The sequence below is a fragment of the Candidatus Schekmanbacteria bacterium genome (genome assembly GCA_016219965.1).
GTDB lineage: Bacteria > Schekmanbacteria > GWA2-38-11 > GWA2-38-11 > J061 > JACRJM01.
Window position 1 is genome coordinate 472,564 of record JACRJM010000004.1, and the last position, 19,927, is coordinate 492,490.

A 19,927-nucleotide genomic window follows, 5' to 3' on the forward strand; every position below is an offset into this window, starting at 1 on the left:
GGACCCCCGGCCCTCATTTGTACCCAAAAAAGGGAGTATCTGAGGGTGAACATGCCGGCGTCGTGAATATATAACGACGCCGGTTTTTTTTGTTTTTTCTTTACCTTGACAGTTCTTTTAATAACCATCTAAAATAAACAAATAATTTTATATGAACTTATAAAGTGGCCCGTAAAGTAAAAAAACTAAGAAGTGCTGTAAGGCGCGCACAATCACGCGTGGTAGTATGTGTGCTGCTTGCGTATGTTGTAATAATAGCCGTCCTCTTTTTTGCAGGTGACAACGGTTATCTCAAAATCAAAGAATTGGAAACAAAACGGGTTGAGCTTCAGTCAAAGATAGATCAGCTCAGAAATGAAAATACCATTCTTGCGAAGAAAATTGACAATGCAAAAAAGGATCCGTTCTGGACTGAAAAAGTAGTAAGAGAGGAACTTGATTTGGTAAAAGACGGCGAGATAGTCATTAAAATGAAGAGTACAGGGAAATGATGAAGCATAGACTTGTGGCCGCATTTGCGGTTTTGATTCTATTGATAGGTTTTGGTGCCTGCCGTAAGGAAAACAAATCCGCACTTTCTCCATCACAGGAAGGAAAGGTCTATGAGCCTGCATATGGAGATACAATAATCGAAGGCTCAATAGGAGATGCCTCTACACTGCTTCCTCACATTGCCTCGGACAGCGCATCCCACGAGATTGCCGACCTGATATATAACGGACTTGTCAGATACAATAAGGACCTCATTATTGAAGGCGCACTTGCGGACTCATGGAAAGTTTCTGAAGACGGCCTTACTATCACATTCAATCTCAGAAAGAATGTCAAGTGGCATGACGGAGTTCCTTTCACTTCAAAAGACGTGATGTTCACCTATAAGCTGATGATTGATCCGAAAACACCTACTGCCTACAGCGGTGATTTTCTCCGTGTCAAAAAAGCAGAAGCTCCGGATGACTATACCTTTAAAGTTACCTATGACAAACCATTTGCTCCTGCCCTTATAACCTGGTCAACGTGGATACTGCCGGCACACCTACTTGAAGGAAAAGATATAAGCAACGTTGAATTCGGACGTAATCCCGTAGGAACGGGACCATACAAATTTAAAGAATGGAAAACAGGCGAGAAGATAGTCATTGTTTCAAACAATGATTACTTTGAAGGAAGACCTTATATAAACCGTGTGATTTACAGGATAATCCCTGACAACCAGACAATGTTTCTGGAACTTCAGGCAGGAGGTGTTGATGAGATGGGATTAACACCGCTTCAGTATTCAAGGCAGACCGACTCCCCGGTGTTTAAAAATAACTTTCAAAAATTCCGTTATCCTTCTTTTGGATATACTTTTCTGGGTTTTAACCTGAAGGATGAAAAGTTCAAGGATAAGAAGGTAAGGCAGGCAATAAGTTATGCCGTGAATAAAAAAGAGATAATAGACGGGGTAAATCTGAGCTTGGCAACTGAAGCTGTAGGTCCGTACCGCTCAGATATGTGGGCTAACAATCCAAATGTTAACAAATATCCATATAATCCGCAAAAATCAAAATTACTGTTCGCTGAAGCCGGATGGAAGGATATTGACGGCGATGGTCTGCTTGAAAAGAATGGGGAAAAATTTGAATTTACAATCATAACAAATCAGGGAAACTCAATGAGGGCCCGCACAGCAGAAATCATACAAAAAAATCTTAAGGATGTAGGAATCAATGTGAAGATAAGAATAGTGGAGTGGGCGGCATTCCTTAAAGATTTCATACACAAGAAGAATTTTGAGGCTATTATCCTCGGCTGGTCCATACCCATAGAGCCTGACCTTTACGATGTATGGCATTCGAGCAAAACAGGACCTGATGAACTGAATTTTATTTCTTTCAGCAATCCTGAGGTTGATAAGCTCCTTGAAGCAGGAAGATCAACTTTCAATCTGGATGAAAGGAAAAAAGCTTACGGACGGATACAGGAAATCCTTGCCGATGAGCAGCCTTATGTTTTTTTATTCGTACCCGACTCTCTCCCTGCAATAAGTGCGCGGTTCAAGAATATTAAACCGGAACCAGCCGGTATCAATTATAATTTTATTAAATGGTTCGTCCCTAAAGAACTTCAGAAATTTACTGAAATGACTCCCTGACTTATCCTCTCATCCACAAATGGGAACATATCTAATAAAAAGATTTGGCGCCATGATTCCTTTGCTGTTCGGGATCACACTCATCTCTTTCATAGTGATTCATCTTGCTCCGGGAGAACCCACAGACCTTGCCACAGAGTTTAATCCCAAGGCCTCTGTACAGGCAAAGCAGCAGTTAAGGGAGCTATACGGACTTAACAAGCCGCTTCATCTGCAATACTTTGACTGGCTGCAACGGATAGTCAAATTTGATTTCGGAAGGTCATTCTCCCCTGACAGGAGGCTTGTCATTGACAAGATAAACGAGAGGATATGGATAACGATAGGAATAAACACCATTTCTCTTTTTATAATTGTCCTCATAGCCATACCGCTGGGAGTCTTTTCCGCAACCTATCAGTATTCGCTGTTTGATAAAATCTCCACTGTAATCGTGTTTCTTGGTTTTGCAGTGCCTACATTCTGGCTGGCGCTCCTTCTGATGATTTTATTCGGGGTGAATCTTGGGTGGCTTCCGATTTCCGGATTAAAATCGATTGATTACGATAACATGACTTTTATAGGAAAAATGCTGGACCTTGGCAGGCATATCGTCCTTCCTCTTTTTGTTTCAGTTTTTGGAGGGTTTGCAGGACTTTCAAGATATTCGCGTTCAAACATGCTCGAAGTCATAAGGCAGGATTACATCACAACAGCCCGTTCAAAAGGTCTTGAGGAAAGAACTGTCATCGGGAAACATGCTTTACGAAATGCACTTCTTCCTGTAATCACAATACTTGGTTTCTCACTTCCCGGATTGATAGGAGGGAGCGTTATATTCGAGACGATATTTGCTATTCCCGGTATGGGACAGCTTTTTTATATGGCAGTTATGTCGAGGGATTACCCTGTGATAATGGGAGAGCTGGTGATCGGGGCATTCCTCACGCTTGTGGGGAATCTCATAGCTGATATAAGCTATGCATTGGCAGACCCGAGAATAAGGCTTTAAAAAAATGGGCGGCGAGAGTTTCGGAAAAATATTCTGGCGTAACTTTACTAAGAACAGGCTTGCACTGCTTGGTGCAGGAGTTGTGATAGTCCTGTTTGTAGTTTCTATCTTTGCCTCCTATCTCTCATCCTATTCTCCTGATGATATTGATGTGACGCAGATATTGAATCCTCCGAGCAGGGCCCACATATTCGGTACAGACGAACTTGGAAGGGATGTTTTTACGAGAATCCTTTACGGCTCAAGGATATCACTTAAAGTCGGTTTTGTGGCTGTAGGCATTGCGACATTGATAGGCGTTATACTTGGAAGTATATCGGGATTCTACGGAAAATGGGTTGACTCGCTTGTGATGAGAGTTGTTGACATCATGCTCTGTTTTCCGTCTTTTTTCCTCATACTTGCAGTGATATCAATCCTTGAACCGAGCATATACAACATAATGATAGTCATCGGAGTTACAGGGTGGATGGGTGTGGCAAGGCTTGTGAGGGCCGAGTTTTTGAGTCTCAAGGAAAGGGACTTTGTCGTGGCTGCAAGGGCGATTGGGGCAAGCAATCTTAAGGTCATGTTCAACCATGTCCTGCCAAATGCAATGGCTCCGGTGCTTGTGTCTGCGACGCTTGGAGTTGCTGCGGCAGTGCTGACAGAGTCTGCCTTAAGCTTCCTTGGCATCGGTGTACAACCTCCTACTCCAAGCTGGGGGAACATACTCACCGAAGGAAAAGATAATATCGAGATTGCCTGGTGGCTTTCACTGTTTCCGGGCTTTGCAATACTTATAACGGTTTTGTCGTACAATCTTCTTGGCGAGGGAATACGCGATTCGCTTGACCCGAGACTTAATATTTAATAGTGATTTGTGGCTTGGCAGTCCCCGCTCCGGCACTGAACAGCAGGTGCCTGCCGCAGGAGCAGCCAAGCCAGTAAAATAGAGAATAGCAAAGGATATATGAAAAAAATAAAACTGCCTGAAAGACTTCAGGGTACGGATGGTGTAAGAGGTCTGGTTCTTAGATCAGATTCAGCTCGGGTAAAAAATTTATCTCCAGTTGAAGCTTACGTTGAGCATGGTGTAATCACAGAGGAGTTCGCCGAGCTTTATGGATATTGCCTTGGCAAATTTCTTTTAAACAGGAAATTCCTTTTAAGCAGCGATTCCATAGTGGTTGGCTGGGATCCGCGCGATAAAGAAGGAATGGTTGTAAATCCATTTATCAGAGGGCTTTCCCGCGCTATAAAAAAAATAATCACCATAGGAATAGTCCCTACTCCTGCTGCGGTTATTTTTATGCAATACAGTGGAGCAAAAGCTTCTGTTGTTTTAACTGCATCGCACAATCCTCCGGAGCAGAACGGCATAAAAATTTTTCTTGCTCCTCTTGGAATGAAGCTTCTCCCCTCTGATGAAGCTGAGTTCAGCAGGCTTATCTATAAAACAGATTATTCTAAGGTGAAGAGGATAAAAGCTTTAGCTTCGGTAACAGACATGAGCAGGGAAGCGATTGCCTGCTTTAAGGGTTTTTTACTTTCGCCTCAGAACAGTTGGATTGAATCGCCGTCATTAGTTTCAAAATATTCCATTTCCATAGATTCATCGAATGGCGCTTATTCCGGAATATCAGAAGAGATATTTAAAAGCGCGGGGTTTGGCAGAGTTACAGAAACTGCCGGAGACCTAACTAAACCTGTAAACGAAGGGTGCGGTGTAACTGAGATTGAAAGAAAAAAAGAATGGATGAAAGAGAATATCAAAGATAATATCAATGACGCGCCTGAGATTGTCCACAGTATTTACAGCGAAGCTTACAAATTCAAGAAAGAGATAAAAAGTGGTAAGACTATCCTCTCCGGCGTGGTTTTTGATGGCGATGGCGATCGCTTCATGCGTCTTGATTACAATCCTGCCAGTGATTCAATTTATTTGATGAGCGGTGATAAAAACGCAGCTCTGCTTTGCAGGTATCTTAGCGGCAGATATTTCAGAGGTGCTAAAGATAAGCGGGACGTGCTTCCGGTTTTGAACACTATAGAGTCTGATGTCAAAATCACATCCTATGCGGAGGCATTGGGATTTAAAAATACAGTTACAGGGATAGGCGATAAATGGATTTTATTTTACAGCATTTGTCATTTTATAAAAGAAATATTAGATAATTGGAAAACACTTGGTCTTTCGGAAAAAGAGAAAAAATATATTTCTGATTATCTTGTCAATGTAAAGAACGGTAAAGGAATGAGCGCTTTTCACCTTTCAGATGTTTTAAATAAAAGCGGGGTTTTATTTTCTGGCGAGAGAAATAAGAGATTTGCCGGTCTTCTTTATGGGAAGAAGATAAGATTCGGATTGGCTTACGAAGAGAGCGGCCACGCCATAACAATGGGACTCCTTAAGACTTTAGATTCAGCGGTTCTTCCTGTCTTTACCGGAAACGGGATAAAAGCGGCATTGAATTCATTTGCCGCAGATGTCGCAGCAACTGCCGGAAAATCTCAGGAAAAAAGATTGTCAATGCTCAGGCACCCATTTGAAGAGAGCTATAAAAAAACATTTTATGTTTATTACTCGGACCGCAAAAAGTTTACTCACGATAGCGGCTTAAGAATGAAGCTCAAACAAGCAGCGAAAGCAGTGTTAAAAGGGGACGCAACCCTTTTCTTGAACCGCATTTCGGAAGAAAGAAAAGCTGAGGAACCGGATCTTATTTATTACAGCCTGTCAGATGAGAAAGGGAGGAATTGCGGCGCTCTTTATATAAGGAATTCAGGTACCGAAGAAAAAACCCAGATTACCGTTAAATGCAGTAAATCAATTTCCGGGAAGATGTGCAGTGCAGGAGAGAACATATCACATATTGCAGGGATTTTACTTAAGTCATTGACTCAACCGAATGCCATTATACAGGGGAAGATTCTTAATATTCTTTATTATGGTGGGCTTTCTGAAAAGGAACTTAAAAACTCTATGAGTCCCGATGAGATCAGATATTTTTCACGGGTCATTGATGATTCGGTAAAAAAAGAAGGATTTATTTCAATGGGTGCAGATGGTTCCGCTAAGCTTACAGAAAAAGGAAGAAGGTTCATTGAAGAGTCTAAGCTAAAAACAAGAACAGCCTGTGTAATACTGGCTGCAGGGAAGGGAACACGGATGAAATCCCCTCTGCCCAAGGTACTTCATAAGCTGAATAGAAAACCATTGCTTTCATATTCCATAAAGCTTGCAAAAGATTGCGGCATAGACCCTGTTGTAGTGGTTGTTGGTTACAAGGCGAATATGGTTAAAAAAGAGATTGGCTCGAATGGGATTAGCTACGCCATGCAAAGGGAACAGCTTGGCACAGGCCATGCGGTCATGCAGTCAGAAAAGGCTCTAAAAAAGTTTGATGGGAATGTACTGATTCTCTACGGGGATGTTCCGCTTCTTAGTAAAAAAACAATAATTAGTTTTTTGAATTCGCACCTTAGTTCAGGAACAGAGCTCTCCATATTGACTGCTGATCTTCTAAACCCATTTGGTTACGGAAGGATTGTGAGGGACAGTAAAGGTGATTTCAGCAGGATTGTGGAAGAGAAGGACACAACGTCTTCACAGAAAAAAATAAAGGAGATAAACAGCGGCATATATTGCGTCAGGGCGGACACACTGTTCCATCTGCTTAAAAAACTTAATGATAATAATTCACAGCATGAATACTATCTCACGGACATAGCCGGGCTTTTAAAAAAGGGAGGGAAAAATGTAAACGTTGTAAAAACAAAAAATGCTTTTGAAATAGCCGGTATAAATTCAGTGGAAGAACTTAAAAGGATAGAAAAATTAAGCAAGGAGTAAAGAAAGGTCATGACTGCTATATTGCTTATTGACGGCTACAATCTGATTGGAGCCTTCGGTTCGCTTGACAGGGATAGTTTAGAAAATCTGAGAAATGACATTATAAAAAAGCTGGCATCATACAAGAAAGTAAAAGGTTCAAATGTAGTGGTTGTTTTTGACGGAGAGAATTCCGGAGCCGACTCAGAGAGCAGGGACCGGATAAGCGGAATAGATCTCCTGTATTCAAGGCATGGTGAAAAAGCAGATGATGTCATAGTCCGTATGGCAGCTTCAGGGAAGGGGAAATATGTAATTGTCACCAGTGATAATGATCTTATTTCCCGTTGTTCCTCTTTAGGATGCACTGCCATAACTTCAGGGGAATTCATAGACAGGATGGAGCTTGCCGCGGCACTCGATGATGAGTTTGAGGATTATGATGATGGAAACATCTATGATACAAAGAGAATAACAAAGAAAAAAGGGAATGGAAATAAACTTCCCAAGAAGGAGAGGCAGAGGAAGGCGAAGCTGGAAAAATTTTAAAAGGGGACGCAACCCTTTTAAAATTTTAGGGGTAAAATAGGGACAGCGCCCATTAATTTTGCAATTTTACATAAGTTAAAAATGGGCGCTGTTCCTATTTTATTTAATCTGTTGACATAAAAGAGTAAATGGATATTTAGTATACGTGGAGAGGGCAAGCAGCCGCTGCTGGTGTTAAAACCGGTGGAGGAAAGTCCGGGCTCCAAAGGGCAGGGTGCTTCGTAACGCGAAGTGGGGGCGACCCCGAGGAAAGTGCCACAGAAAATATACCACCGGGCGTAAGCACGGTAAGGGTGAAATGGCGAGGTAAGAGCTCACCGTGTTTCAGGTGACTGGAACAGCATGGCAAACCCCACCCGGAGAAAGGCCAAATAAGAAACAGCAAGGATCGCCCGTCCTTAAGCTTTATGCTTACTGTTTCGGGTAGGCCGCTAGAGCTCAATGGCGACATTGAGCCAAGATAGATGGCTGCAATATCAGGCGACTGGTATTACAGAACCCGGCTTATTGCCCTCTCCATTTTTTTGAAAATTCTGCTTATATTTTATGGGGCATTTTGGCAATCCCTGCTTTGCACTTAAGCCAGAAAAAGGGTTGCGTCCCCTTTATTTTAATATCTCGCCGGTCTGCCTGCTCCAGAGGAGAAGATCAAGCTCATCCATATCTATGTCAATTTCTTCCGCGAAGTGGCGCATCTTCTTTTCTATCTCAAGATAAGAGGGTTTATTGGCAGGCTTCTTCTCACCATTGATCACGCCGAATTCCCTAAGACAGTTAAGTATATGCTTATCCAGAATGGCATATCCGCTGTAACCGATGTTTCTTAAAAAATGGCTTGCCTCCTTGTAACCGATTCCCTTTATTCTTTTATTTGCGGCAAAAAAATCCCGCAGGTCTTCCCTGTCTTTTGATGATTTTAATATCTCTTTGAGGTTAAAACTGAATTCTTCTTTAAGATATTCTCGCGTCTCGAAAATAAATTTCGGACGGACCCTCCAGAAGCGGTGTTTCCCTTTGATGTGCTGACTTATATCTTCAGAGCTTCCGTTATAAAGAACCGGCTTTATCGCTTCTATTGAGCGCAGCCCCATCTTTGCACTTGCATTTGCTGTCAATATGCAGAAGGCAAGCTCTTCGAAGATTTCCTTGTTAGAGGATTCTCCCCGTTTTTTAAACTCTGCAAGCCTCCCCTTTATTTCAAGCTTCTTTTGGCTGTAATCTTCCAAAAGGCTTTGATGCACAGCGCTATGGGTTTTAATCATTTTATTTATTTAATGACATTTTGAATATCCGCATGACCTGCATACAACGCAGCCGCTTTCCATCTCAAGGGAGCTTCCGCAGTCAGGGCAGGGGACATAACTCATCTGCATTGATGTCGAATCTGATACTATAACAGCCTCAGCCATCTGAGCTGCCTGAGGTCCTGTAACCAATTCCGCCTCTACTTGTTTTTCTTTTCCCTTTTGCGTTTCTTCCTGCTCTTTGGCCGGCTTTCTGCCGTTTGAAATTGATTGGTGTATTGCCCAGGCTATTGCATCAGGGCAAGAGAGGATTTTCTTTCCTCCGTTGGCTTCCCTGTTGTCGCTCCTTATGCAGGAAAGACATCTTATCCCTTTCATCTGTTCGATAATCTCATCAATGTCGATGTTGGACCTCAACGCAAGGGAGATGAGCCTGCTTGTGGCTTCGGACTGGCTCGGGCATCCGCCGGCTCTGCCTGTGTTGGTGAAGACTTCGCATATACCATTCTCGTCGGCATTCACAGTGACGTAGAGATTGCCGCAGCCTATCTTGTTTTTTACTGTAAACCCTGATGTCATATGGGGGCGCGGTCTTGGTGCAAGTTCTTTTTTATTTGCTAATTTTTCGCCAATGTTCAGCACCTGGGCGTCGCGGCTTTCGTCGCGGTAAACTGTAACGCCCTTACAGCCTAACTTGTAAGCTGTGAGGTAGGCTTTTTCAATGTCCTGCTGTGTTGCTGCCTTCGGGAAGTTTACAGTTTTTGAAACAGCATTGTCTGTGTATTTCTGGAATCCGGCCTGCATCTTTATATGCCACTCAGGCGTGATATCATGTGCTGTCACATATATCTTTCTTATCTCATCAGGTATGTCTTTTATGTTCCTGAGAGTTCCTTCCTTTGCAATCTGCTCGATCAGTTCTTTGGAGTAAAATCCCATCTTCTTTGCAGCTTCTAAGAACGTGGGATTCACTTCAACAAGTTTATCATTGTCCATGACGTTTCTGTAATAGCAAATGGCAAATAGAGGTTCTATCCCGCTTGAACATTCAGCTATTATGCTTATCGTTCCTGTGGGAGCGATGGTGGTCAGGGTGGCGTTCCTCAACGGTATTCCTGATTCCTTGAATTTGCTCTTGTCATAATTTGGGAATGAGCCCCGCTCAACGGCAAGCCTTGTTGATGCCTTCAAGCTTTCATCTTTTATGAACTTCATTACATCTCTGCCGGTTTTTATCCCTGCATCGGAACTGTAGGATATTCCAAGCTGAATGAGCATGTCGGCAAATCCCATGACTCCAAGCCCTATCTTCCTGTTCCCCTTTGTTATCTCCTCTATTACTGAAAGAGGGTATTTGTTTACATCTATGACATTGTCAAGGAACCGTACGGCTGTCTGCACTGTCTCACTGAGCCTGCCGTAATCTATTGACGGCTCGCCTTTGGCGTCGGTCACGAATCTGGAAAGATTTATTGAGCCCAGGTTACATGACTCGAATGGGAGAAGAGGCTGTTCACCGCATGGGTTTGTGCTCTCTATCTCGCCGAGTTCAGGTGTCGGGTTGTCCCTGTTGATCCTGTCTATGAATATTATCCCCGGCTCTCCATTCCTCCAGGCAAGGTTCACTATCATCTGAAAGACTTTTCTGGCGTTAAGCGTTTTGACAGGTTTTCTGGAACGTGGATTTATAATGTCGTACTCCTCATCCATCTCTACTGCTTCCATAAACCTCTCTGTGACTGCAACTGATATATTAAAGTTATTAAGCCTGTTATTATCTTTCTTGCATGAAATGAAATCGAGAATATCAGGATGGTCAACTCGCAGTATCGCCATGTTGGCTCCCCGCCTCGTGCCCCCCTGTTTTATTGTCTCAGTTGCAACATTGAATACTTCCATGAATGATATCGGACCGCTTGATATCCCGCTGGTTGAGGCAACAACATCATTTGCAGGTCTCAATCTTGAAAAAGAGAATCCCGTTCCGCCGCCGGTCTTATGAATGATTGCAGTATTCTTTATTGTCTCGAATATTCCTTCCATTGAATCATCAATAGGAAGAACAAAGCAGGCTGAAAGCTGTCCAAGCTCCCTTCCTGCATTCATGAGGGTAGGGCTGTTGGGCATGAACTCTTTGTTGATCATCATGTTGTAAAAACTCTCCGCAGTCTTCTCCACTTCCTTCTTGCTCTTGCCGTAAAGTTTCTCAGCCGCGGCTATGGTATTGGCGACCCTGCGGAACATGTCATCAGGTTCTTCGATTACCTCCCCGTCTGCGTTTTTCCTGAGATAACGGCGCTTGAGTACTGTCAAGGCATTCTCTGAGAACATACTGTTTCCCTCCCCCACTGCCGGTTTAAATATGAAATAAAATTGGATAACTACAATATATAGTGTCTACAAATTATATACAGCACAATATGTCGGCTGTCAATTAATTAGTTGGTATCCGCTATGAGATTATTTTTAGGTACCATAAGGGCGTTTTGAAGTCTTGATAAAGCCCCTTTATTTGCTGCACTGATAAGGTCAGGGCTGATACTGTCAGGGGAGAAGCTTAGAATATTTTCATTGATGGTCTCCCTGTTAAAGCCGTTATTTTCAGCAATCCCTTCACCGACTCCTTCAAAAAATGAGACGGCGGCATTATGCTCAGTAAAACCGCTGAAGAACTTTTCATAATTTTCTCTGACGTTGAATGAAAAAATCTTCCCAAATCCATTGTAAAAATACGGTCTGTTCATTTCAGGTATTGTTTCCGTTGCGAATTTTAGAAGTGTGTTCATATTGCTTTTTTCACCTGTATAATATGAAAAACTCTCCCCCAGCCCTTTGTAGAAATAATTTCTAAGTTCAGAAGGTGCCGCTGCAAGCTTTGGAGTTTCCTCGGAAACCCGGGACAAGAATACCCATCCATAATTGAACCCGAGTCCTTCTGTGTACTCCTCTCTTGCTCCCAGATTTAGATTTTCAGAAAGTTTTATTAAATGGGAAAGGTCATTAAATCCATATCTGAATGTAACTACCTGCCCAAGCCAGAAATAGTTATATCCTTTATATGAAAGAGCGCTTGTAGGAGATTTAAAATTTAAAAATCTGAAGTCATAATTAATGTTGAGCAATACAGAAAGTGCCACCAGCATTATCCCTGCCCATTTTTTCCATTTTAATCTGTTTGCTATGAGGCTCGAAGCTGAGATTGCCATGGCAATGCTGAAGACATACATGATTGGCGCCATGTATCTGAATCCGAAGTAGTCCTTATATCCCTGGCCTATTTGAAATGATGTCAAAGAGTAGGTGAGCGCGAAAAAAGCAATGTAGAATATCAGAAAGAGCGCAATAATAGCTCCTCTGCTTTCACTCTTTTTCTCTTTAAGGAGTTTATAAAAGGGTTGCGTCCCCTTTACTACCTTTACTAGTATCAGGATTGATATGAAATAAAAAAAAGCGGTCAATAGCTGTGGAGAATGTATGTCTATTATGCTGTCGCTGTTGTAGCAGGGGGAAGAGGGGATGATATTTATAAAAAAATCCTTTAAGCGCGCTAGTGACGATGTGCTCTCACTGCTCTCTGCCAATAGCTGGGAGATGGACTTTCCTTTGATCCTGAATCCTGCAAAGTCGTGCGTAAGATTAAAATAAATGCCCGGCAGGAAACCAAAGATAGCGCCCGACAGCAAAGGTAAAATACTTTTCTTTAAGAACCTCCAATCCCCCCAATTAATGACAAGAATAGAGAAAAAAAGAGCCGCCAATTGAGGCGCAATGGAGTAGGAAAAAAATATCCCTGTGCCAATTATGAGTCCTGCGAAAAAGATAATCAAAGAAAAGTCTGCACGTTTTTTTTCTTTTTCATATGCCGCAAGTAAAAGGGAAAGTGCCGCAGTTGTAAAGAGGAGGCTTTCAAAATGATTTCCCCATGATGTAAGTGAGATTTTGAGCAGTCCCGGCGCCGGAAATATAGCGATGGCTGAAAAACATAAGGCGCAAATTTTGCCGAAATATCTCAAAAGCAGAAAATACCAGAGCGTGAAAATAACAAGCGAGATTATGAACGTCACAAGCTTGAGTGCAAAATATGATTCGCCAAAGAGCTGGAAAAAGGGAACAGCAGCCATTCCCATGATAAGCGAGCCCCCTTCGTAATCAGTATAAAGATAATCAAAAAGAGGAAGTATCCTTCCGGTAATTAATTCCTTTGCTATTGCTCCGCGGTAAAGCTCTTCTGAATCATATATAACGTCAAGGGATGTAAGAAGTATTGATAGTCTGAAAATTATGAAGACTGACGCTATTGTGAGGAATATGAGGGCTTTTGATTTCAATGCGCCCTCCATATATGATAAGAGAAAATGGTCCAGATCTTCTGGCTGTTGTCTTTATGTCCTTTCAGGTGCTCGCTTAAGAGCTTTTCTGTGAATTTAAAATCAATCAGCGGGTCTTTTTTTGAGCTTTCATCGAGGACTACATCTGTGATTAATCTCTTCAAATCTTCCCTTATGAGTCTTTTTAGCGGCATGTTGAAACCGCTTTTTTTCATGTTGATTATATTGACCGGTATAAAACGTTTTGCAGCTTTCTTCAGAATATATTTGCTTTTGAATCCGTGAAGCTTAAGCCTTGAAGGAACACTTGCCGCAAACTCAACGAATTCGCTGTCAAGGAAGGGCACTCTCACCTCAAGTGAATTTGCCATGCTCGCCATGTCGACTTTCTTGAGTATGTCATCAACGAGCCATGTTTTTATATCCAATGCCATAAGATTATTCAATATGTCTTCATCATCATTTTTAGGGTCAAGTTGCCGGTAATGTTTGATAAAGGACTGTTCAGCAGCATAGCCTTTGGAGATATTCTTTAAATCGCTGTTTAAAAGTATATCAAGTTCATGAGCGGGGAATACAGTCCTCCAGTGGCAGTGCGCTCTTGCAGTCTCCATCCGGATTCCGGAAAAAAAGTTATTTATCCTTCTATCAGCATTGACGTAGCTTATGATTTCGCCGGCCGCCCCGCTCATAGGTGTTATGAGAGGAATCATGGCGAGGTAGCTTCTTATCTTGTCAGCCTTGTAGCTGGGATAGCCGGCAAAGTTTTCATCGCCTCCGTCGCCTGAGAGTGCAACTTTCACTTTTTTTGCGGCTTCGCGGGAGATGAGGTATGCCGGTACGATTGATGAATCTGCAAAAGGCTCATCCATGTGAGCTACAATGGAAATGATTTCGGGTATCACGGACTTGTCTATTTTTAATTCCTGTTGGTTTGTTTTGCAGAGCCTGCTCATTTGTATTGCTGCATCTGTCTCGCTTCTATTCAGATACCAGAGGTTGGCTGTGAAAGTGTTTACCGGCTCATCTGATTTGTTGTGCATAAGGGAGACGACCATGCTTGAGTCAAGGCCTCCGCTTAAAAAAGCACCGAGAGGTACATCGCTCTGCATATGACTTGCCACAGAACCATCCAATATTCTTAAAAGCTCGTTTTCAATCATATCGTCTTTTAATAGCGGTGACTCTGAAGGTGAGAGTTCCCAGTATTTTTTTTCTATAAGCTTTCCGTTATCAGCGATTATGATATGGCCGGGACGGACTGAATTAACTGATGCATAGATTGTTTTTGGGTTCAAAATGTATCCGGCAGAGAAATAGTCAATGATTGAAGAATGGTTAATGTCCCGGTTAAAACCCGGAAATTTTTCCAAAGCTTTTATTTCTGATGCGAAAACTACATGCTCATTTGAAGCTGTATAGTAGAGAGGTTTGATTCCTATCCTGTCCCGCGCAAGGATGAACCTGTTTGTACTTTCATCAAAAAGGGCGATGGCAAACATTCCCCTCAATTTAGTTACGAATTCCTCACCATGTTCCTCGTAGAGATGGGGGATGATTTCGGAATCAGAATTTGAATGAAATACATGCCCTTTGGACATAAGCAATGAGCGGATTTCACTGAAGTTGTATATCTCGCCGTTAAAAACAGAGATGATTTTCTTTGATTCATTGAAACAGGGCTGTCTTCCGTTTGCAGGGTCGATTATTGCAAGCCTGTTGCTTGAAAGTGAAATGTTGCCGCTTGTGTGATTTGTTTCCTCGTCAGGCCCGCGGTGGCGAAGCATTGCCGACATAGAGAGAGCAATATTTTTGTCAGCTTTGGCTGTTTTACTAAAATAGTATAGGCCTGATATTCCGCACATAGTAATTTAAGATAAAAATATATTGATTTAGTTTAGCAGGTTTTTTTTGGAAAAGTACAAATTTTAAAGCGACTGAAGCAATTCACGAGAAAGCGGAAATCTGAAAAGATATTTAAGGAAATTTGCTGACTACTTCTTTTGCAAACTTCACTATCTCATCTTTCATGGTTTCATCTTTTGATGAGGTGGTTATTCGTACAAAATAGTTTTTTTTGTATGCTTCGATGCGGTAAGTGCCAATGAGTCCTTCGTCTAGCCTTGCCGCTTTGCCAATCCCGTCAAGGGGACTTGCATTTACACTGGTTGCATTGTCAAAGAACGTCCTTGCATCTGATATGAAGTTAGTCTTGTAAATTTCAACGCTGAACGATTGAGAGGAAGCCTTGCTCTTAAAGTCGCAGAAAAGAATATCGTTTGCTCCGCTGTTGATATAGTACGGCGCTGCCCCATCTATAAGCGAGGCAAGACAAACAACATCCTGGCAGTTTGAATAGTCTTTATCCATTACAAATTTGTTTATTTCTATGCCCGCAGGGAGTATAGCAATCGTTGCTAATCCATCAGGTTTTTCAACCCCTGCATCATTCCCTTTGAACAGAGAACATCCGCAGGCAATAAGGCATATTGTCAGGCTAAGTACAGCGTATTTTATAGATGTGCGCATTTCTTTCAAAAAAATATAAATTTTAAATTACTCATAAAGGCTTTCCATTTATATGTCAAGGTATAGAAAATAGATAGAGAATATATTCCTCAAACCCTGATACGCCAAGTAGTCAATGTGCAAACTAATTGTTAAAAAATCATGAATATATATGAAAATGAAATACTGAGAAATAACATGTAATAATTTAACTAAAGATGCTAAAGGTGTTGACAAGTTACATATTGGAGCTATTATTTATCTAAATTAATTAATAAAAGAGGAATAGAATAATAATATGCATAATACTTAAATATAACTGATAGAGTTGGCAAAAGATGAAGTTGATGAGCAAATATGAAGTGTTAGATGCAGAGCTACTTAGTAATATTAAAGAACTGATAACCAAAAATACGGGTCTGGAATTTAGAGACCACGACCATGAAAAATTCTCAAAAGTCATAAAGTCTAGAATTGAATTCTATAAATTAGTCACTCCGGAAGAGTACTATCTTTTACTGAAGAATGAAATTTCAAATAGCAGAAGTGATGAATGGCGTGAACTGACAGTGCTGCTTACTGTAGGGGAGAGTTATTTCTTCCGCGATAAAAGACAGTTTTCACTTTTATCAGGGAAGATCCTGCCGGCTTTGATAGAGCGAAGAAAAAAGGTCAGAGAATTGCGCATATGGAGCGCCGGCTGTGCGACAGGTGAGGAAGCATATTCTTTGGCGATTCTTCTCAATGAGATGAAGCAAAGTCTTAATGGTTGGGAAATCACGATTCTTGGGACTGACATAAAAAAAGAGTTTCTTGCCAAAGCGATATCAGGCAGTTACGGCTGGTGGTCATTTCGGGTTATGCCGGAGAATATGGAGAAGAAGTGTTTTTCTAAGAAGAAGAATACGTTCCAGATTAATGATGGCATTAGACAGATGGTAACTTTCTCTTTCTGCGACCTACTCAGGGATAAATTTCCGAGCATCGAAAACGGTATTCACGATATGGACCTAATACTTTGCCGCAATGTATTTATTTATTATAACAAAAAGGCAATTACTACAATAACTGAAAAACTGGCTAATAGTTTAAATGAAAGCGGGTATCTTATCACAGGGCATGGTGAGCTTTTCTCGGTTAATATGGATCCCCTGAAAACAAGGGTTTTCGATGAATCTGTCGTATATGAGAAGGCTGCAGAAAGCCGGACTAAAGCGGCATCCGCAGAATTACCTAAAGTATTTCCTCAAAAAGTATTGATGCATGAAGATCCGAAGACAAGTTCAAGCAAAATCGTTGAGTTCAAAGAAAAGAAAAAACTTCAATCATTTATTCCTGACTTCTTATCGCAGGCATCTCTGCTTTACAGGGAAATGAATTACAAGGATGCAATCGAAAAAGCTGAATCAGTGCTTATCGAAGAGCCCAACAATTATTATGCCCTTTATCTTATTGGATCGGCCAGGGCAAATATGGGGGATTATGACAGAGCCCTTTTTTTCCTAAGAAAGGCTATTGAGTCTGACAGACTTGCAGCAGAACCTCATTACATGATGTCGAATATAGCCCGGCAGAGAGGGAAACTTGAAGAGTCGAAGAATGAGCTTAAAAAAGTAATATATCTTAATCAGGCACATATACCAGCTTACCTTGAACTTGCGGATATTTATGAAATTCAAAGGTATATTGAGAGGGCAAGAAGACTCCGTGAAACAGCGCTTAAAACACTTATGCTTCTTCCAGAAAATTCAACTATTGAACCTTATGAGCATATGACAGCAAAAGAGCTTATTGATTACGTACGACGCATTTTGTCTCAATCGAAGGAGTAGTGATCAAAGCATGACGCAAATTTCATATCTTATTTTCCGTTATGGCGGTTCATTATACGGTGTGAAAAGTGAATTCGTCTGCGAAATCGTAAACCTTCCAGCTATCACATACATAGAAGAAGTGCCCACCTGCATGATAGGTGTTTTCAATCTGCGCGGAAGAATAGTTCCTGTAATAGACCTTGCGATAAGGTTCGGTCATACACCCCGCCGCTATTATATTACTGACTTTGTTGTAGTGATTGAAATAAGGGACATAATGCTTGGCATTGTCGCTAATGATGTTTTGCAGGTGCAGGATATTAGTTCTGCTGATATCGAGGGGCTCCCGCAGCTTATGTCTGAAGGGAAACCGAGCCCCCATTTTTTGGAAGGAGGGGCGAAGGTTGAAGATGAGATCATAATGCTGCTTGATTTGAATAATCTGATAAATCACACCGAACTGCCTTATGAAATCTCTGTGGAAGAACTTGAAGAACTTCAGACTGACCATCCTCATTTTTTTCCGGAAGCAACGCCTGATGAATTGAAGCTGCTTCACAAGAGAACCCAGAATCTTCTGCAACAGATGGAAGACACGGACGTATCAGAAGCAACAGCGTTTGCCATCATCCGTCTTGGGAACGAGTTCTTTGCTGTGAATCTTAATTTAGTTCGCGAGTTTACTGAGGTTAAAAGCATAACACCTGTACCCTGCTGTCCTTCTCATATTGCAGGAAATATTAACCTTCGCGGCGAAGTGTTGACCGTTGTAGATATGAAGGGGAAAATGAATATTCCGGCATCTCCATCTGCTGTTATTACTAAGGTTATGGTTGTTGAAAACAATGGTCTCAATATTGGAATTTTAATAGATGAAGTATCAGAGGTAATATCAATTCAGAGCTCGGATATCACATCTCCCCCTTTGGCTGTGAAATACATGGATAACGAATATATAACAGGTACTGTGGAGTTAAATGGAAGGACTATAAGTTTAATAGACTTTGACCGGATAATTTCAAATGGAGAGCTTATAGTGAACGGGAACGTTTAAAAACAAGGAGGATATTAATAATGTTTCGTAAGATGAAACTTAGCCAAAGGATATTTTTAGGCAACATTCTTATGATACTTGTATTTGCTGTATCTGCGATGTTCATTTATTCGAGCGTTGTCACAGTGTCGGATTCTCTGACAGCTCTTATCAGTTCTGCGAACGATGCCACTCTTGCAAGCGATCTGGAAATTTACTCTTCAGAGATGGCAAGAACACTTCGTGGATACATTCTTTTCCATGAGAAGAGCAATATTGATACCTATAATGAGGCTTTCGAAGAAATTAAAGCAATTTCGCAAAGGGCAGGCGAGATAAAAGAACCCGAGCAGAAAGAAAAATTTGCCAATGCTGTTAATTTATGCAGGGAATTTGATGTAAAGGCAAAAGAGATTATTGCCCTTGTAAATGATGGGAAATACAACGAAGCTGCTGAAGCTAATAAAGCCCATACTAAGACTATATTTGACAAAATAAAGCCTATTGTCCGTGAGTTCAGGGAAGAAAAAAATAAAACCCTTAACAGGGAGGAAGAAGAGGCAAACTCTGCCATCAGTCTTCATAATATTATTGTTGTTGCAGGACTACTCTTTTCAATAGTTGTTGCCATCATTTGTGCTGTCGTTGTTTCCGGCTGGATATCAAGAAGTGTAAAGGAGTCCCTGAGCAATGTTAACTCTGCCGCTGAAGAAATAGCGGTTACCGCGACTGAGCATGAAAAAACTGCATCTGCTCAGGCAGCATCTGTGAGCGAAACTGCTATTACAATGGAGGAGCTTGATACATCGTCACGCAAAGTATCAGAGCAGGCTGAGACTGCGGCAGAAGCGACAAAATATGTGATAAAGCTTGCAGAGGATGGTCTTAATACTGTTGAAGAGACAGTTAAAGGGTTGAGTTCCATAAGAGATAAAGCAGACGAGGTTTCGAAACAGGTATTGAAACTAAGTGAGCAGACTGCACAGATAGGCGGTATTGCCACACTTGTGACTGATATAGCAGGGCAGATAAACATGCTTGCCATCAATGCAGCAGTGGAGGCAGTCCGTGCAGGGGAGCATGGAAAGGGATTCAATGTCATTGCACAGGAGGTAAGAAAGCTGGCAGACCAGGGGAAAAAAGCGGCTGAAAAAGTGAATGACATTGTTGCTGATATTCAGAAGGCAACGAATTCTACTATCATGGCAATGGAGGACGGTACAAAAACAATTGATGAAGGTACAAGGGTTGCTGAAAGAACGACTGAGATGTTTAAAGGGGTAAAGGAATCAATTAACAGCAACTTTGAAAATTTCAAACAAATTACTCTGAACATAACTCAGCAGGCAGCAGCAATAAGACAGGTGGTGGAATCAATGAACAGCCTGAATGCAGGAGCTAAAGAAACTGCGGCTGGATTAACACAGACAAAGATCGGATTAGAAAGGATTAACGAGTCGTCATCGGAACTGCTTAGACTTGTTTAAATCGGACGGGAGATCGGAAGAT

14 protein-coding genes and 1 other RNA gene are annotated in these 19,927 nt (G+C 41.6%); 10 read left to right on the top strand and 5 right to left on the bottom strand.

Features of this window, described 5'->3' with window-relative positions; translation table 11 throughout:
* The first annotated feature begins 164 nt into the window (after positions 1 to 164).
* The 7 genes from HZA77_07500 (at position 165) to rnpB (ending at position 8,014) form a co-directional block, all read left to right on the top strand.
* A complete protein-coding gene (locus tag HZA77_07500; GenBank protein ID MBI5375264.1) occupies positions 165 to 491 on the top strand; it encodes a septum formation initiator family protein in 327 nt (108 codons plus the stop codon).
* The gene (locus HZA77_07505; protein MBI5375265.1) at positions 491 to 2,137 is read left to right on the top strand and encodes a peptide-binding protein; all 1,647 of its coding nucleotides are present in this window, start codon (positions 491 to 493) and stop codon (positions 2,135 to 2,137) included. The genes HZA77_07500 and HZA77_07505 overlap by 1 nt, the downstream gene beginning before the upstream one ends.
* A gap of 19 nt (positions 2,138 to 2,156) precedes the next feature.
* A complete protein-coding gene (locus tag HZA77_07510) occupies positions 2,157 to 3,128 on the top strand; it encodes an ABC transporter permease (GenBank protein MBI5375266.1) in 972 nt (323 codons plus the stop codon).
* Positions 3,129 to 3,132: 4 nt separating this feature from the next.
* The gene (locus HZA77_07515; protein MBI5375267.1) at positions 3,133 to 3,981 is read left to right on the top strand and encodes an ABC transporter permease; all 849 of its coding nucleotides are present in this window, start codon (positions 3,133 to 3,135) and stop codon (positions 3,979 to 3,981) included.
* Positions 3,982 to 4,080: 99 nt separating this feature from the next.
* Positions 4,081 to 6,963, top strand: coding sequence for an NTP transferase domain-containing protein (locus tag HZA77_07520; GenBank protein ID MBI5375268.1), 2,883 nt, complete (start codon positions 4,081 to 4,083; stop codon positions 6,961 to 6,963).
* A gap of 9 nt (positions 6,964 to 6,972) precedes the next feature.
* Positions 6,973 to 7,491, top strand: coding sequence for an NYN domain-containing protein (locus tag HZA77_07525; protein MBI5375269.1), 519 nt, complete (start codon positions 6,973 to 6,975; stop codon positions 7,489 to 7,491).
* Between the two features lie 146 nt (positions 7,492 to 7,637).
* Positions 7,638 to 8,014: RNase P RNA component class A (gene rnpB, locus HZA77_07530), an RNA gene on the top strand.
* Positions 8,015 to 8,096: 82 nt separating this feature from the next.
* Here the strand turns inward: rnpB and HZA77_07535 are convergent.
* The 5 genes from HZA77_07535 to HZA77_07555 all read right to left on the bottom strand — a co-directional run bounded on the left by HZA77_07535 (position 8,097) and on the right by HZA77_07555 (position 15,592).
* Entirely contained in the window at positions 8,097 to 8,753 is a 657-nt protein-coding gene (locus HZA77_07535; GenBank protein ID MBI5375270.1) for an N-glycosylase/DNA lyase, read from the bottom strand.
* A 9-nt stretch (positions 8,754 to 8,762) separates the two neighbouring features.
* Positions 8,763 to 11,066, bottom strand: coding sequence for a vitamin B12-dependent ribonucleotide reductase (locus tag HZA77_07540; GenBank protein ID MBI5375271.1), 2,304 nt, complete (start codon positions 11,064 to 11,066; stop codon positions 8,763 to 8,765).
* Between the two features lie 107 nt (positions 11,067 to 11,173).
* Positions 11,174 to 13,063, bottom strand: a complete 1,890-nt coding sequence (locus HZA77_07545) for a hypothetical protein (GenBank protein ID MBI5375272.1) — start codon at positions 13,061 to 13,063, stop codon at positions 11,174 to 11,176.
* Positions 13,060 to 14,928: an asparagine synthase (glutamine-hydrolyzing) gene (asnB, locus tag HZA77_07550; GenBank protein MBI5375273.1), complete on the bottom strand. Its 1,869-nt coding sequence runs from the start codon at positions 14,926 to 14,928 to the stop codon at positions 13,060 to 13,062. Before asnB ends, HZA77_07545 begins: the two co-directional genes overlap by 4 nt.
* 112 nt (positions 14,929 to 15,040) lie before the next feature.
* Positions 15,041 to 15,592 carry a hypothetical protein gene (locus tag HZA77_07555; protein MBI5375274.1) on the bottom strand — a complete coding sequence of 184 codons (552 nt, stop codon included), beginning with the start codon at positions 15,590 to 15,592 and terminating at the stop codon, positions 15,041 to 15,043.
* A 326-nt stretch (positions 15,593 to 15,918) separates the two neighbouring features.
* Between HZA77_07555 and HZA77_07560 the strand changes: the two genes are divergently transcribed.
* From HZA77_07560 to HZA77_07570, 3 genes are read left to right on the top strand one after another with little or no spacing between them, the layout of a single operon-like run.
* Positions 15,919 to 17,403, top strand: a complete 1,485-nt coding sequence (locus HZA77_07560) for a hypothetical protein (GenBank protein MBI5375275.1) — start codon at positions 15,919 to 15,921, stop codon at positions 17,401 to 17,403.
* Between the two features lie 10 nt (positions 17,404 to 17,413).
* Complete coding sequence (locus HZA77_07565) at positions 17,414 to 18,439, top strand: chemotaxis protein CheW (GenBank protein MBI5375276.1); 1,026 nt, start codon at positions 17,414 to 17,416, stop codon at positions 18,437 to 18,439.
* Between the two features lie 20 nt (positions 18,440 to 18,459).
* Positions 18,460 to 19,905: a CHASE3 domain-containing protein gene (locus HZA77_07570; GenBank protein ID MBI5375277.1), complete on the top strand. Its 1,446-nt coding sequence runs from the start codon at positions 18,460 to 18,462 to the stop codon at positions 19,903 to 19,905.
* Positions 19,906 to 19,927 lie beyond the last annotated feature (22 nt).